This window comes from Hymenobacter convexus (assembly GCF_030580955.1).
Taxonomy (GTDB): Bacteria; Bacteroidota; Bacteroidia; order Cytophagales; family Hymenobacteraceae; genus Hymenobacter.
The window spans coordinates 1-15871 of sequence record NZ_JAUQON010000005.1 but is presented as its reverse complement, the minus strand read 5'-3'; the positions used below and the strand labels follow the sequence as shown (position 1 = coordinate 15871).

Sequence of the window (15871 nt, the reverse complement as noted above, 5' to 3'; positions counted from 1 at the left end):
AGGTGTCTGGTTTTAACAGGAAGGATTGCCACGGGCTGCGCCCTCGCAATGACGATTATTTACTTCGCCAGCGGCAGCACTACACCGTCGATGACGTGGGTGATGCCGTTGCTGGAAATCACGTCGGCAATTTGCACGGTAGCGGGGGCATCCTTGCCGTTGCTCACCATCACCTTGCCGTCTTTCACCGAGATGTGCAGCTTTTCGCCGTTCACGGTGGTCAGCTCCTGGCCGTCTTTGAGGTCGGCGGCCACGAGGCGGCCGGGGATGACGTGGTAGGTAAGCACCCCTTTCAGATTCGCTTTGCTGGCCTCATCCATCAGGCCGGCCAGCGCGCCTTTGGGCAGTTTATCGAAGGCGGCATTGGTGGGAGCAAATACTGTGAAGGGGCCGGGGCCACTGAGGGTTTCCACCAAGCCGGCCTGCTTCACGGCCGACACCAGGGTGCTGACGCTCTTGGCAGCCGATGCATTCTCGACGATGTTTTTATCGGCCGTCATGGCCACGCCGTCCACCATCACGCCGCCGGGCTTGGCCATCCGGGCCGAATCGCCGGCCTGGGCTGCGATGGAATCGGCGGGGTTGACGGTGCTGGCGGTTTCGGTTGTGGCGGGCTTGTCGTTGCCACAGCTGGCCATCAGGAGCGAGGTAGCCAGAGCGGCCAGTAGCGGAGCGAAATGCTTTTTCATGTAAATAAACGCAGGTGTGAAAAATGTAGTAGGGTGTCTGCCAGTGCGGCGCTTGGGCTTACGAAGCAAATGGGCCGCAGGGTTGTTTCGAAGCTAGCGGGTTTTCTTACCTTCGCCCCCTCCCACGGGCGGCCCTGGCCGCACCATTTGTTTAATTAATTAAGTTTCAACCCATGAAAACCGCTGAAATCCACACCAAAAAAGGGGTGATGAAAGTCGAGTTTTACGAGCAGGACGCTCCGAACACCGTCAAGAATTTTACCGACTTAGCCCAGAAAGGCTATTACGACGGCCTGAAATTCCACCGCGTCATTCCGAACTTTGTGATTCAGGGTGGCTGCCCCAACACCCGGGCCGGCGCCAAGGGCCACCCCGGCACCGGCGGCCCCGGCTACAAAATCGACTGCGAAACCAGCGGCGGGCACCAGTACCACGAGCGTGGCGCCCTCAGCATGGCCCACGCCGGTAAAAACACCGGCGGCTCGCAGTTTTTCATCGTGCACTCGCGCGATAACACGGCCCACCTTGACCGCGTGCACACCGTATTCGGCAAAGTAGTGGACGGCTTGGACGTTATCGACCAGATTAAAGCCGACGACGAAATCGAGAAAATTGTGGTGAAGGAAGAGGCGTAAGCTTCTGTCCTGTCATCCTGAACGCAGTGAAGGACCTTATCACGCGAGAACAAGTCGTTCGGGCGTGATAAGGTCCTTCACTGCGTTCAGGATGACAGAACTTTACTTCTTCCCCTCCGTTGGGTTCTCGATTTCCTGCACCAGTTGGCCGTACCAGCCCTCGCCATATTTGCGAATCAGCGGCTCCTTTAGAAACTGGTAGATGCGCACGCCCAGCTTTTCGCCAAACGAACAGGCCGGGTTGCAGATGCCCCACCGGTCGTAGTTCAGTGCATCAAACCCCTCGTACTTCGTGATGCGAATGGGGTATAGATGGCAGCTGATGGGTTTTTTGAACGTGGTGGCGCCCGCCAGGTACGCCTGCTCAATGCCGCATTTCAGGATGCCGCGCTCGTCATATAGCGCATAGGCGCACTCCTTGTCGTCGATGGTGGTGGTGCTGTAGTCGCCTTCCCAATCCTTGATGTAGAGGCCCTGCGCCTTGATGGCCGCCTTGCCGGCCTCGTTCAGGAAAGGCTCGATGTTGGCGTATTCCTGCTCCAGAATCCGAAGCTCAGCTTCTTCCAGGGGCGCGCCGAGGTCGCCCTCCACGCAGCAGGCGCCTTTGCAGGCCTCAAGGTTGCAGACAAAAAAATGGTCGGCGATGTCGTCGGAAATAACCGTTTCTTGGATAATAATCATAATGCTGCGCTTAAGAGGACAGCAAAGATACTTCTTTGCCAACCCCTAGCGCCCGGCGTCAAGCCAAAATCAGCAGGCCCGGCCCCACCAATACCAACGCGCTGGCCACGATAAACCCCTTCAGGAAAGACGTCCGGTAGCCCACCAGAAACGCCAGCAGCGCAACGACCAGCCCAGCGGCGCCGAGCACCAGCGTCAGCAACCCGGTATAAAACGACAGCCCCGGATTGCACATATCCGCCACCGGCATGAAGTGGGCTAGGCCCAGCGTGCCGCCCAGCCCGAAGGCGTAGAAGAGCAAGGCACTGCAGAAACCGAGTTTCCAGGCATTGAGCGAACTGGGAAAGCGAAAAGCCATGTTACAAGTCACTAAAGCATCGGCCGCTGCCTAAGCTTTTTAGCAGCGGCGGGCGGGTTATTTCCGGCCTCTTTGCCAAATGTAGTACCTTTGCCAACACAGCTACGGGCTCGTTTTACCTGAATAATGGCACTCGATTATCTTTCCCTACTCAATCCGTCGCAAGGCGCCGCGGTGATGCAAACCGACGGCCCCTGCATGATTATCGCCGGCGCCGGCTCGGGCAAAACCCGGGTGCTCACCTACCGCATCGCCCACCTGCTCGAACAGGGCGTCGACCCGTTCAATATCCTGGCCCTCACCTTCACCAACAAGGCTGCCAAGGAGATGCGCGCCCGCGTAGAGAAAGTGGTCGGACCCGCCGCCCGCAGCCTCTGGATGGGCACCTTTCACTCGGTTTTTGCCAAAATCCTGCGTTCAGAAGCCGACAAAATCGGTTTCCCCCGCAGCTTCACCATCTACGACACGCAGGACTCGAAAACCCTGGTGGGTCAGATTGTGAAAGAGCTGGAGCTTGATGACAAGCTCTACAAGCCCAGCATGGTACTGGGCCGGATTTCGGCCGCCAAAAACAAGCTGATTTCGCACCACCAATACCTGAGCGACCCGGCCATCAAGGCCGACGACGAAGCGGCCCTGCGCCCCAAGATTGGCGTAATTTATAAGCAGTATCAGGAGCGCTGCTTCAAAGCCGGCGCGATGGATTTCGACGACCTGCTGTTCAATACCAACGTGCTGTTTCGCGACCACGCCGATGTGCTGAACAAGTATCAGAATATGTTCCGGTTTGTGATGGTGGACGAGTACCAGGACACCAACTATTCGCAATATTTAATTACGCGCAAGCTGGCGGCGAAAGAGCGAAATATCTGCGTGGTAGGTGATGACGCGCAAAGTATTTATGCCTTCCGCGGCGCCGATATTTCGAACATTCTCAACTTCGAGAAAGACTATCCCGAATTGCAGGTATTTAAATTGGAGCAGAATTACCGCTCCACAAAAAATATCGTGTGGGCCGCTAATTCCGTTATTAAAAACAACCAGGCGCAATTGCGAAAGGATGTTTTTTCGGAGAACGAAGACGGTACGCTCATCGAGGTAATTAAAGCCGCTTCCGACAACGAGGAAGGCAAATTGGTGGCAAATTCTATCTTCGAAGACAAGATGAATGGCCATTTGTCTTACGACAATTTTGCTATTCTCTACCGCACCAATGCGCAAAGCCGCGCAATGGAAGAATCGTTGCGGAAATTAAATATTAAATACAAGATTGTTGGTGGCCTGAGCTTTTACCAGCGCAAGGAAATCAAGGATTTGGTGGCCTATTTGCGTCTCACCGTTAATCAGAATGACGAGCAGGCCATTCGCCGCGTAATTAATTACCCCAAGCGCGGCATCGGCGACACCACCATTAGCAAACTCATTAGCACGGCCGACGAAGCCAACCACACGCTGTGGGAAGTGGTGGCCAACGCCGACCAGTTTATGCCGGCGCGGGTGAGCAACCCGGTGGTGGGCTTTGCCGAGAAAATCAAGAGCTACATCGTGGTAGCGGGCAAGGAAGACGCCTTCGAGGCGGCCAAATTCATCGCCAAAAACTCCGGAATGCTGGAGGAACTGTACGCCGACAAAAGCATCGAGGGCCTGTCGCGCTACGAAAACATCCAGGAATTGCTCAACGGCATCAAGGAATACGTGGACGACCCTGAACGGGAGGATAAAAGCCTCGGCGCCTTCCTGCAGGACATTGCGCTCGTGACTGATTCGGACCTGAAAGATGCCGCGCAGGAGGGCGAAGCTGTCACGCTGATGACCATTCACTCGGCCAAAGGCCTGGAATTCCGCAACGTGTACATCGTGGGCATGGAGGAAAACCTCTTTCCGAGCCAGATGATGATTACCTCGCGGGCCGATTTGGAGGAAGAGCGTCGGCTGTTTTACGTGGCCATCACGCGGGCCGAGAAGAAGCTCACGCTCAGCTACGCTACCTCGCGCTACCAGTGGGGCAATTTGCGCAGCTGCGAGAAAAGCCGTTTTCTGGACGAAATCGACCCGCAGTACCTCAACGTGAAGTTCTCGGCCGGGCCCGGGGCGGGCGAAGGCTCGCCGTTTCAGCACGTTTTTGAGCGCCGTTCGAACCTGATTCCGACCGCGCCCCGTAAAGTGCAGGCCACGAAGTACGTGGCCCCGGCCGATTTCACGCCCTCCGACACCTCCAAGCTGCAAACCGGCCAGCGCGTGGAGCACGCCAAGTTCGGCTTCGGCGTGGTGAACGCGCTCGAAAACCAGCAGGGCACCACCAAAGCCACCATTCTCTTCGAGGAAGTGGGCGAGAAAGTGCTGCTGCTGAGCTTTGCCAAGCTGCGCGTGCATTAACGTGCATTAAGCGGATTGAAGCCCGAAAATGAACGTCATGCAGAGCGCAGCGAAGCATCTTGCCCGCCATCACTAATCCGAACAAAAAGGATTACTTGCAGCTGGTAAGATGCTGCGCTCTGCATGACGTTCTACCAGGCACGCTGAGCCTTATCTTTGGCCTGGGCCTCGCCCGCGCGGCCTCCCCTATTCTTTTTTATGACTGACCTTACCAACCTGCCCTTCCACCTGCAACTGCTGGTGCGCGAATACGGGCAAAGTACTTACCAGCTCATCCAGGGCCTCAAAGACATTGAGGACCAAGCCGAGCGCACCAAACGGGCCGGCCAGATTGTGCAGCTCATGCTGCGCCTGCAGCCCGCGCTGCGCGAATTGCCGGAAGTGCAAACCCGCCTCTGGAACCACCTGCACGCTATGGCTGGCGAGGAAGTAACCCTCGACGCCCCCGTGCCCTTGCGCAGCCTCACCGTACGCACCGAGAGGCCGGCCCGCGTGCCCTATCCGCGCACCGCTCCCCGCCTGCGGGCCTACGGCGCAGGCATTGAAGCTCTGATTGCCAAAGCCCTAACCTTGGAAGATGCTGCCGAGCGTGAGCAGGCCACCGTGCAGATTGGCCGTACCATGAAGTTTCTCTACCGCCAGCACAACAAGGAGAACGCCAAGGACGTGACCATTCTGCGGCATCTGGGCGAGCTTTCGGGCGGGCAGCTTCGGCTCGACCCGGCCCTGGTGGATGCCGAGGGCTTGTTTGAAATGGCGGTTGGCCGCACACCGGCTTTCATTGTTCCCCAGCCCACGCAGCAGCGGGAGGGCCGCGACCGGCGCGAAGGCCGAGACAACCGGGGGGGCAACAGCTTCGGCGGCAAAAACGGCAAAAAGCGCAAAAAAGGCCGCAGCCAGGAGCCCCAGCAGCCCCCTCAATAATTTTTTAGTTAAACGTCATGTCGAGCGCAGCCGAGACATCTCGTGTGCCAGAGTAACCAATTACTACAGCACGCGAGATGTCTCGGCTGCGCTCGACATGACGTTCCAGTATTACCAGAACACCTAACACCTTCCCAAATGGCAGCATTTGAAGTAAGCGGCGGCAAACAACTGCGCGGCGAAATCACGCCCCAGGGCGCCAAAAACGAAGCCCTCCAGATTCTCTGCGCGGTATTGCTTACCCCCGAGCCCGTCACCATCAGCAATATTCCCGATATCCGCGACGTCAACAAGCTCATCGAGCTGCTGCGCGATATGGGCGTGAAAGTGGGTAAGCTGGCCACCGACACCTACATTTTCCAGGCCGCAAATGTCAACCTCGACTACCTCGATACGCCCGAATTTATCGCGCAAGCCGGCGCATTGCGCGGCTCGGTGATGATTCTCGGCCCCATGCTGGGACGTTACGGCCGCTGCCAGCTGCCCAAGCCGGGCGGCGATAAAATCGGCCGCCGGCCCATGGACACGCACTTTCTAGGCCTCGAAAAGCTGGGCGGCAAGCTTACGCTTGAAGGCAAAGACTTTTATAAAATCAAGGTCGACGGCAAACTAACGGGCACGCACATGCTGCTCGACGAAGCCTCCGTGACCGGCACCGCCAACATCCTGATGGCGGCCGTGCTGGCCGAAGGCACCACCACCATCTACAACGCCGCCTGCGAGCCTTACCTGCAGCAGCTCTGCCGCATGCTGGTGCGCATGGGCGCTAATATCCAAGGCATTGGCTCGAACCTGCTCACCATCGTGGGCGTAGACAGCCTGGGCGGCACCGACCACCGCATGCTGCCCGACATGATTGAAATCGGCTCCTTCATCGGCCTAGCAGCCATGACGGGTTCTGAAATCACCATCAAAGACTGCCAGATTCCGGAGCTCGGCCTCATCCCCGACACCTTTCGCAAGCTGGGCATTCAGCTCGAATTCCGGGGCGACGATATCTACATTCCGGCCCAGAAGCATTACGAAATCGCCACCTACCTCGACGGCTCCATCCTCACAGTCTCGGACCACACCTGGCCCGGCTTCACGCCTGATTTGCTGAGTATTGTGCTGGTGGTGGCCTGCCAGGCCAAGGGCACGGTGCTCATTCACCAGAAGATGTTCGAGTCGCGCCTGTTCTTCGTGGATAAGCTCATCGACATGGGCGCCCAAATTATTCTCTGCGACCCGCACCGCGCCACTGTTATCGGCCTCGACCAGCAGAAGCAGCTCCACGGCATTACCATGACCTCGCCCGATATCCGGGCCGGCGTGGCCCTGCTCATCGCTGCCCTCTCGGCCGAAGGCACCAGCACCATCCTCAACGTAGAGCAGATTGACCGCGGCTACCAGTTCATCGACCAGCGCCTGAACGCGCTGGGCGCCGATATCCGGCGGGTGTAGTTGATTTTTTCGTCGCAGCTTGGTGCGAGCGGCTACAAAAAAGGCCCTGACTCAAATGAGTCAGGGCCTTTTTTGTAGCCGCTGTTTTTTTGTTATTAATACCGGCTAGTCAATCACCAAATCCACGATGGCATTGACTACCGACAAAGCTAGGCTAAACAACAGCGCATTAAGCAACCCGTGCACATCAAAGCTGCTCATCAGGAAATCGGCCAGCTTCACGATGATGACGTTGATAACCAGCAGGAACAGGCCCAGTGTGAGCACCGTGATGGGAAAGCCCAGTATCTTGAGAATGGGCTTCACCACCGCATTCAGCAGGCCCAGCACCAGCACCAGAATGAGGGCGCTACTAAAGCCCCCGAGCGCCACGCCGGGCAGCACTATGCTCAGGCCATACACCAGGGCGGCCGTGAGAATGAATTTGAGAATAAAACCAAGCATGTCAACAAGGGTTGAGGTGAAAGAAGCTTACTCGGCCGCGACGCCTTTCGCCGTGAGCCGTCCCTGCGATACGGCCATCCAGTTGCAAAGTTGGTAAAGCAGCCGCGCGCCCACGATGGCGTTCCATTCGGTATCGCCGGGGGCCACTTCGTTCAGGTCGCAGCCAATGATGGTGATGCCCGCGCGCACGATGGCCCGCAGCAGGTACGTAGCCTCCTCATACTCCAGGCCGCCGGGCACGGGCGTGCCCGTGCCGGGGCACAGCTTGGGGTCGAGGCCGTCAATATCGAAGCTGATGTACACCTTCTTGGGCAGTTGCGCGATGATTTTGCCGCATACCTTCTTCCACGATTTCTTGCCAAACTTCTCGTCGCTCAGAAAGCGTTGCCCAAACAGCGCCACCCGGCCATTCGATTTATCAATCACTTCGGCCTCCTGCTGGCAATAGTCGCGGATGCCCACTTGCACCAGCTTCTTCACCTGCGGCAGTTCCAGCGCGTTGTGCATGATGCTGGCGTGCGAGTACTTGAATCCTTCGTAGGCCGGGCGCAGGTCGCAATGGGCATCAAACTGCAGTATGGCGAACTCCTCGTGGCGTTCGGCCAGGGCATGCAGGTAGCCCAGCGGCGTGCTGTGGTCGCCGCCGAGCACCACCACGCCCTTGCCCGCGTCGAGCAGGGCGCCGGTTTTGTCCTTGAGCCACTTTAGCATTTTCTCGCCCTCGGCCGTCACCTGGCCGGGCACGCCACTCAGCCGGGGATGGTCTGCCTCCGGCTCACCGGCTTCCAGCCAGCCGATGTAATCGGCGGCCTGGGGCCGTAGCGCGCGGCTGGCCTCGGCAATGGTTTCGTCGGCTTCTTCCATGGCCAGGCCCAATTTCCAGGCATCGGGCAAGTCCGGGTCGTAAAGGTCGACTTGGAGCGAGGCCTCGTGAACGGCGGCCGGGCCTTCGGCCGTGCCAGCGCGGTAGCTCACCGTTACCTCCCAGGGCACGGGCACTACCACCACCTGCGCCTCCTCGGACGTGAAAGGCAAGCCGAACAAGCCGCCCGCCGCATCGCCGGGGGCATTGGGGTCGAATGAAGCTATTTTGTTGGCTAGCGCCGCGTCGGTTTTAGACATGGAAAATCAAAGTTTAGGTGAATTTGAAGGGTAAAAAATAACGTCATGCTGAGCGAAGCCGAAGCACCTCAACCACGTTCGTAAATTCAGATTACTTGCGCGGTAAAGATGCTTCGGCTTCGCTCAGCATGACGTGCTACAAACTGCAGAAACCAAGCGCCTAGGCCGACATCTGGCTACCTAGGAAATCGTAGCTGCGAATGATTTCCAGGATTTTCGCAAAGGTGACGCGGTCGAAAAACAGCATGAGCGGCAGTTCCACCATGTTGTCTTTATCCGAGAACTGCGTAATCACGGAGAAAATGAGGGGCTGCAGCTGCTGCTGCGGCAGCAGCGCCTGCATGGCCGTCGCAATATCGCCGCGCGGGGCCGTGGGCGGCGCGCCGTAGATATTGGCTTTGAGAATGTTAGCCAGCTGCGTAACCAGTGCTCCGGTGATGATGTTGCTGATTTCCAGCAGCAAAGACTCCTGCAACTCGTTCACGTCCAGCGTGTCGGGGATTTGCATGCGCAAACACACCCGCGACAGCCGCTGAATGTGCTGGCCGGAGAAAAACATCAGCGTAGTGCCGTTGAAATCGCCGCGGATATCGGACTGAATCGCCACGTGCTTGGCTTGATACTCACGCACTTTGCGCATGATGTCGTCGCTCATCAGCAGGTCGATGTTCGGCACCTCCAGCAGCACCCGTTCCTGGGCAATGACGGCGAACGAATCGGCCGCCCGGGCAAGGCCGATGTTCAAAATCTCGCGGATTATATCTCGCTCTAAGTCAGTCATCGATAAATCCATAGCGGTGTAATTTGGGGGAAGTGCAGCTGCGCGGACTGGTGTGAAAGAAAGGAAAGGAAATTTAGGGGCGTTTATTGAGGAACAAACGGGTCAGGGCGGGCACGTCGAGCACCAGGCAGACCTGCCCACTGCCCAGCAGGGTCACGCCCCCAAACAGGTCAATGGTATCCAAGGGTTTACTCAGGGGCTTAATCACGATGTTCTGTTGCCGGATAAATCGGTCAACCACCAAGCCCAGGCGTCGGTTATTGTAGTTCACCACCAGCACCTGTTGGGGCCCGGTGATGTCGTCGCGGGTAGCAAAGGGCAGCGGCCCATCGCCTTCGTCGTACAAAAGCTGGCGCAACGGCACCAACGGCACCGATTGCTCCTGAAAATAAGTTACCAGCACGCCGCCCACCACCGATATCTGGCCGGGGTGCAGCGAAAGCACGGTATCGGTGTGCAGCAAAGGCACGGCGTAGGGCCGCTCTTCTACTTCGACCAGCAGGGCGCCCTTCACTGCAATGGATGTGGGCAGCACCAGCGTGAACGTGGTGCCCACGCCCAGCTCCGATTCCACCCGCAACTGCCCGCCCAGCGAGTCCAGCGCCAGCTTCACCACATCGAGGCCCACGCCGCGGCCCGAAATATCGGTCACTTTCTGAGCCATCGAGAAACCGGGCTCAAACAGGAAAGCCCACACGGCTTTCTCGTCCAGCGTGGCCGCGGTGTTGGCGGAAACCAGCCCGCGCTCCACCGCTTTGCGACGCACGGCTTCGGTATTGATGCCGCGGCCATCGTCACGCACTTGGATGAGCACGTCGTCGCGCTCGGTCAGGGCCGACAGGTTTAGTTTTCCAATGGCCGGCTTGCCAGCGGCGAGGCGCTGCTCGGTGGTTTCGAGGCCGTGGCTGACGGCATTGCGCACCAGGTGCAGCAGCGCATCGGTGATGATTTGCAGGATGTTGCGGTCAATCTGCACGTCCTGGCCACTCAGCGTTAGCTCAACTTCCTTGTTTTCAGCCGTAGCGACGTCGCGTACGACGCGGGGAAACTTGTTCAGCAGCACCCCCACGCCTACCAGACGGGCATCCATCACGCTGTACTGCAGGTCGTCGGAAATGCGGAACAGGTGCTGGGCCGTGGCCAGCAGCGCGGGGTTGTCCAGTTCCTGGGCCAGGGTCATTATCCGGTCGCGGTCAATTACTAGCTCCCCTACCAGGTTCAGGAGGTTATCAAGCTTTTTGACTTGGATATAGACCAAGTCGGAAAGTTCCATCTTCTTGTTGGACTCCTCTTCCGATTCAGCCTCCTCCTCGGCGTCCAGAATGGGTTCCTCGCCCCGTACCAAACGGTCGAGGTTGTCGAGCAGCGCCGTGGCATCGGGCAAGGGCTGGTCGGCCCCTACGGCCCGAATCATGTTGCCCAGCGCATCCACCCCGGCAAAAACCACCCGGGTGAGGGGGCCGCTAAACGTCCGCTCCTGGTCCCGAATCAAGCCGAACAGGGTTTCCAGGTGGTGTGCCACTTCGCCCAGGTCATTGAAGCCCATGGCTCGGGCATTGGCCTTGAGGTTGTGCATGAGCCGGAACAGCTCGTTGAGCGCCGGCCCGGCGTTGGGGTTGCGCTCCAGCTCGCTTAGGTGCCGGCTCATGGAGTCGTAATACTCCAGTGCTTCGGCCATAAACAGCTCCCGGTACTCCTGGTCGCGCGATTTCATTGGCCGAGATTAATGATGAATGAGCTACGCTTCACCGCACACGGACGCCGCCAGCCGTTTCCGGCCGGCAGACAAAGCACGACGAAGCGCTGACGCAACACTTTAGGCAGACTGTTCGGAAGCGTCGTTTTGCAACGCGGCCCCTACGATTTCCAACACTTTCTCTTCTGAGAATGGCTTCACAATGTAGGCCAAAGCTCCGTTTTCGATGGCTTCGGTCACGATGACCTCCTGGCCTACGGCGCTGCACATCACCACTTTAGCCGAAGGCTGAATCTGGCGCAGACTTTTCAGTACATCCAGGCCCGTGTTGTCGGGCAGAATCACGTCGAGGGTAATGAGATCGGGCGAGGTGGCAGTGGCCATCTCCAGGGCCTGCGCTCCGTTGGCTGCTTCGCCCACTACTTCGTAGCCGGCGTCGGTAAGCATGTTTTTAAGCATCGTACGCATGTAAAAAGAGTCGTCGACGATGAGGATGCGCTTGTTCATGGAATTGGGTGACATGAAATTATTACGGAAGAATGGCCCGGCTTATTGACGCCCAGCCGGGCATAGTACGGGCTGGCGCCTACGAAGATGCCCCTTTGCCCGGTAGCCGAAGTACTTCGCTGGGCGTGAGCAGCTTGCGCATGTCCAGCACGATGATGATACCGCCCTCGGGCAGCTTGGCAATGCCTTCGAGGTATTTGTCGCGGGTGCCGGCGTCCTGCACGAATTCCGGGGCCGGCTCAATCTGGCTCAGCGGCAGCGTGAAGGGGCGCGGTACTTCGCGCACCATCAGGCCCAGCGTGTAATCGGCCGCTTCCACGGCCACGGTGTAGCTGCGCTCGGGCAGGGGCCGGCCGGCCGGCCGCAGCCGGAACCGCTCTTCCAAATCCAGAATGGCGATGATGTCGCCGCGCAGGTTGGCAATGCCTTTGATGAAAGGCGGCGTTTTGGGCATGCGCGCAACTTCCGGCGTCACGGTCACCTCTTTTACCTGCTCGATGCGAATGCCATAATCCTCATCGCCAAGCCGAAACACGATGAGCTGGACCAGCTCGGCAGGTTTGGCGCGCTCGGCTTTGGGTACGGCGGCTAATTCAATCTCGGCCATGCGATAGACGAAAAAAAGCTATGCGGTTAGATTGATACTTATTTCTTGGCCTTGGCCTTCGGAGCGGCTTTGGCAGCTTGCCCGTTGCCATTTTCCTGCCCGTTTTTTGGCTGGTCGTCGGCCTGCTTGGCGCTGGACCGCGCTTGGCGTCGGGCAGCTGGCACCGGGCTGGCAGCAACAGCAGATTCCGCCGGAGCCGAACGTGGAGCCCGGCGAGTGGCCTGAGTCGCAACCGGAGCTTCGGCCTCAGGACGGGCTACCCGGCGAGTCATGCCATTGGGCCGTCCATTGCCAGGAGCCGGAGCCGGCTCGGGAGCCGACTGACCACGGCGAGCAGCCATGCCGTTTTGCGGAGCGGGCGCGTACGCTTGGTTCCGGTAAGCATCGCGGGCCACGGGGCGCCGCACGGGCACGGGCTCCGGCTCCGGCTCATAGGTGTAGGAGCTGAGCTGGAAGGTTTCGAGACCGGCCTGCAGGTCGTCGGCAATATCGGTGAGGCGTTGTGAGCTGGTGGTCAGCTCCTGCATGGCCGTCGACAACTGCTTGGCGGTGCCAGCCACTTGCTGAGTGCCCGTAGCCGTTTGCTCGGCAATGGCTACCACTTCTTCCACGTACTTCACCACGTCGCCAATCGACGTTTTCTGTACCTCGGTAGCCGTGAGAATGTCGCGCGAGGTGCGCAAGGTTTCGCCGCTGCTGGTGGCAATGTTTTTAAAGGCCGAGCTGGCTTCAAACGTGGCGTTTTTGCCCTTGAGCACTCGGTTTTCCATGGTCGAAATAGCGGTTGCGGCCGAGGTGGTGTCCTTGCGAACGTCCTCGACCAGCGTGGCAATTTCGTTGGCCGACTTGCGGGAGCCTTCGGCCAGCTTGCGGATTTCCTCGGCTACCACGGCGAAGCCACGGCCGGCTTCCCCGGCGCGGGCGGCTTCAATGGCGGCGTTCAGAGCCAGCAGGTTGGTTTGCGAGGCGATGTCGGTAATCACACCCAGCGACTTGCTGATTTCACCCGACCGGGTGCTCAGTACTTCGATAGTGCGCGAGGTTTGCGAGGCGGCGCTGGATATTTCTTCCATGTTTTTCACCACCTCGGCCACCGTTTTCAGACCGAGCTGCGAGGTTTGCTCACCTAGGATTGCCGATTTGTTCACGACGTCGGCTTTGTTGGCCGTTTCCTTGGTGGCCTGCATGATTTCTTCAATCAGCTTGAAGGCCTGGTCGGTTTTCAAAGCCTGATTCTGAGCGCCTTCTGCCATTTGCTGCATAGCCAGGGCCACGTCAACCGTTACGCGGCTCATTTCCTGACCTTTGCCAGCCATTTCTTCCGAAGACGTCCCCACAATCTGCGACGAGTCGTTGATTTCGCCGAGCAGCTCGTTGAGGTTTTCCACGGCCAGGTTCAAGGCGTTGGCCATGGCGAGGATGTCGCCCGTGGTGGGCACTTCCACGCGCTGGGTCAGGTCGCCTTCCGAGATGGCGCGCACCACGCGGCTCACTTCCAGCACCGGCGAGGCGATGGATTCGAGCAGGGCGTTGAGCGTGTCCACCAGTTCTTTCCAGGAGCCCGACACGCCGGTTACGGTGGCGCGCTCAGTCAGCTTGCCTTCTACCCCGGCTACTTTGGCCACGCGGCTTACTTCCGAGGCCAGGCGGTTCAGGTCGTCCACCATGCTGTTGATGGTGTCGGCCAGGTCAGCCACTTCACCCTTGGCTTGCAATGTCAGCTTCTGCGTCAAGTCGCCTTTCGATACGGCGGTTACTACTTTCACCAGGCCCCGCACTTGCGTGGTGAGGTTGGAGGCCATGTAGTTTACGTTGTCGGTCAGTTCTTTCCACACGCCGGCCACGCCGGGCACGGAAGCCTGGCCGCCCAGTTTGCCTTCGGTGCCCACTTCCTGCGCCACGCGGGTTACCTCGCCGGCGAAGATGTTGAGTGAGTCCACCATTCGGTTCAGGTTGTCCTTCAGGTCGAGCAGCTCGCCGTTGACGTTTACCGATACTTTCTGCGACAAATCGCCGCGCGATACGGCGGTGGCCACGTTGGCAATGTCCCGCACCTGCGAAGTCAGGTTCGAGGCCATCGTGTTTACGTTGTCCGTCAGGTCTTTCCAGGTGCCGCGCACGTTGGGCACTTTGGCCTGGCCGCCGAGCTTGCCTTCGGTACCTACTTCGCGGGCTACCCGGGTTACTTCGTCGCCGAAGGTGTTCAGGGAGTCCACCATTTCGTTGAGGTTTTCCTTCAACTGGAGGAGTTCACCGCGCACATTCACCGTGATTTTCTGGCTCAAGTCGCCTTTGGCTACGGCCGTGGCCACGTTGGCAATGTCGCGCATCTGCGAGGTAAGGTTCGAGGCCATCGTGTTCACGTTGTCCGTCAAATCCTTCCAAGTGCCCGACACTTTCGGCACGTTGGCCTGGCCGCCGAGGATACCTTCGGTACCTACCTCGCGGGCCACGCGGGTTACCTCGCCGGCGAAGATGTTGAGCGAGTCCACCATCTGGTTGAGGTTGTCCTTCAGGTCAAGCAGCTCGCCTTTTACGTCTACCGTAATCTTCTGCGAAAGGTCACCTTTCGATACGGCGGTGGCCACGTTGGCAATGTCCCGCACCTGCGAAGTCAGGTTCGAGGCCATCGTGTTTACGTTGTCCGTCAGCTCCTTCCAGGTGCCACCGACGCGGGGCACCACGGCCTGACCACCGAGCTTGCCTTCGGTACCTACTTCGCGGGCCACGCGGGTTACTTCGTCACCGAAGATGTTGAGCGAGTCCACCATCTGGTTAAGGATGTTCTTCAGCTCCAGGATTTCGCCCTTCACGTTCACCGTCATCTTCTGGCTCAAGTCGCCGCGGGCTACGGCCGTGGCCACGTTGGCAATGTCGCGTACCTGCGAGGTGAGAGCCGCGGCCATGTCGTTTACGTTGTCCGTCAGGGCTTTCCACACACCGGCTACGTTTGGCACGCTGGCCTGGCCGCCGAGTTTACCTTCGGTACCTACTTCCTGCGCCACGCGGGTTACCTCGCCGGCGAACAGGTTCAGCGAGGCCACCATCTGGTTCAGGTTCTGCTTCAGCTGCAGGAACTCCCCTTTTACATCGACGGTCACCGTCTGCGTCAGGTCACCTTTGGCTACGGCGGTGGCCACGTTGGCAATGTCACGTACCTGAGAAGTCAGGTTGCTCGCCATGTAGTTTACGTTATCCGTCAGGTCCTTCCACACGCCGGCTACGTTGGGCACTACGGCCTGACCACCAAGGCGGCCTTCGGTGCCTACTTCCTGCGCCACGCGGGTTACCTCGCCGGCAAACAGGTTCAGCGAGTCCACCATCTGGTTCAGGTTCTGCTTCAGTTGGAGCAGTTCGCCTTTTACGTCTACCGTTACCTTTTGCGACAAGTCGCCTTTGGCTACGGCGGTGGCCACGTTGGCAATGTCTCGCACCTGAGAGGTCAGGTTCGAGGCCATGTTGTTTACGTTGTCCGTCAGGTCTTTCCACACGCCGGCCACGTTGGGCACGCTGGCTTGGCCGCCGAGTTTACCTTCGGTGCCTACTTCCTGCGCCACGCGGGTTACCTCGCCGGCAAACAGGTTCAGCGAGTCCACCATCTGGTTCAG

The 15871-nt window shown here is 58.8% G+C and carries 14 protein-coding genes; 4 read left to right on the top strand and 10 right to left on the bottom strand.

The window, feature by feature from the left end:
* Positions 1 to 59 precede the first annotated feature (59 nt).
* Positions 60 to 689, bottom strand: a complete 630-nt coding sequence (locus Q4S41_RS11720; RefSeq protein ID WP_305031311.1) for a fasciclin domain-containing protein — start codon at positions 687 to 689, stop codon at positions 60 to 62.
* Positions 690 to 862: 173 nt separating this feature from the next.
* Between Q4S41_RS11720 and Q4S41_RS11715 the strand changes: the two genes are divergently transcribed.
* Positions 863 to 1324: a peptidylprolyl isomerase gene (locus tag Q4S41_RS11715; protein ID WP_305031310.1), complete on the top strand. Its 462-nt coding sequence runs from the start codon at positions 863 to 865 to the stop codon at positions 1322 to 1324.
* 102 nt (positions 1325 to 1426) lie between these two features.
* On the opposite strand, the gene Q4S41_RS11710 is transcribed toward Q4S41_RS11715, so the two are convergent.
* Together Q4S41_RS11710 and Q4S41_RS11705 are read right to left on the bottom strand one after the other, a co-directional pair.
* The gene (locus tag Q4S41_RS11710; RefSeq protein ID WP_305031309.1) at positions 1427 to 2005 is read right to left on the bottom strand and encodes a DUF3109 family protein; all 579 of its coding nucleotides are present in this window, start codon (positions 2003 to 2005) and stop codon (positions 1427 to 1429) included.
* A 58-nt stretch (positions 2006 to 2063) separates the two neighbouring features.
* Positions 2064 to 2363, bottom strand: a complete 300-nt coding sequence (locus tag Q4S41_RS11705; protein WP_305031308.1) for a hypothetical protein — start codon at positions 2361 to 2363, stop codon at positions 2064 to 2066.
* Positions 2364 to 2489: 126 nt separating this feature from the next.
* On the opposite strand from Q4S41_RS11705, the gene Q4S41_RS11700 reads away from it, so the two are divergent.
* From Q4S41_RS11700 to murA, 3 genes are all read left to right on the top strand, one after another.
* The gene (locus tag Q4S41_RS11700; RefSeq protein WP_305031307.1) at positions 2490 to 4739 is read left to right on the top strand and encodes an ATP-dependent helicase; all 2250 of its coding nucleotides are present in this window, start codon (positions 2490 to 2492) and stop codon (positions 4737 to 4739) included.
* A 198-nt stretch (positions 4740 to 4937) separates the two neighbouring features.
* The gene (locus Q4S41_RS11695) at positions 4938 to 5663 is read left to right on the top strand and encodes a DUF4290 domain-containing protein (RefSeq protein WP_305031306.1); all 726 of its coding nucleotides are present in this window, start codon (positions 4938 to 4940) and stop codon (positions 5661 to 5663) included.
* A gap of 138 nt (positions 5664 to 5801) precedes the next feature.
* Complete coding sequence (gene murA, locus Q4S41_RS11690) at positions 5802 to 7106, top strand: UDP-N-acetylglucosamine 1-carboxyvinyltransferase (protein WP_305031305.1); 1305 nt, start codon at positions 5802 to 5804, stop codon at positions 7104 to 7106.
* A gap of 105 nt (positions 7107 to 7211) precedes the next feature.
* On the opposite strand, the gene Q4S41_RS11685 is transcribed toward murA, so the two are convergent.
* From Q4S41_RS11685 to Q4S41_RS11655, 7 genes are all read right to left on the bottom strand, one after another.
* Positions 7212 to 7550, bottom strand: a complete 339-nt coding sequence (locus Q4S41_RS11685) for a phage holin family protein (protein WP_305031304.1) — start codon at positions 7548 to 7550, stop codon at positions 7212 to 7214.
* 27 nt (positions 7551 to 7577) lie between these two features.
* Entirely contained in the window at positions 7578 to 8672 is a 1095-nt protein-coding gene (locus Q4S41_RS11680; protein ID WP_305031303.1) for an agmatinase family protein, read from the bottom strand.
* A gap of 160 nt (positions 8673 to 8832) precedes the next feature.
* A complete protein-coding gene (locus tag Q4S41_RS11675; protein WP_305031302.1) occupies positions 8833 to 9465 on the bottom strand; it encodes a chemotaxis protein CheC in 633 nt (210 codons plus the stop codon).
* Between the two features lie 61 nt (positions 9466 to 9526).
* Positions 9527 to 11167, bottom strand: coding sequence for a chemotaxis protein CheA (locus tag Q4S41_RS11670; protein ID WP_305031301.1), 1641 nt, complete (start codon positions 11165 to 11167; stop codon positions 9527 to 9529).
* Between the two features lie 102 nt (positions 11168 to 11269).
* Entirely contained in the window at positions 11270 to 11671 is a 402-nt protein-coding gene (locus Q4S41_RS11665; protein WP_305031300.1) for a response regulator, read from the bottom strand.
* Between the two features lie 64 nt (positions 11672 to 11735).
* A complete protein-coding gene (locus tag Q4S41_RS11660) occupies positions 11736 to 12263 on the bottom strand; it encodes a chemotaxis protein CheW (protein WP_305031299.1) in 528 nt (175 codons plus the stop codon).
* A gap of 38 nt (positions 12264 to 12301) precedes the next feature.
* On the bottom strand, positions 12302 to 15871 hold a 3570-nt coding region (locus Q4S41_RS11655), incomplete at its 5' end, for a HAMP domain-containing protein (RefSeq protein WP_305031298.1).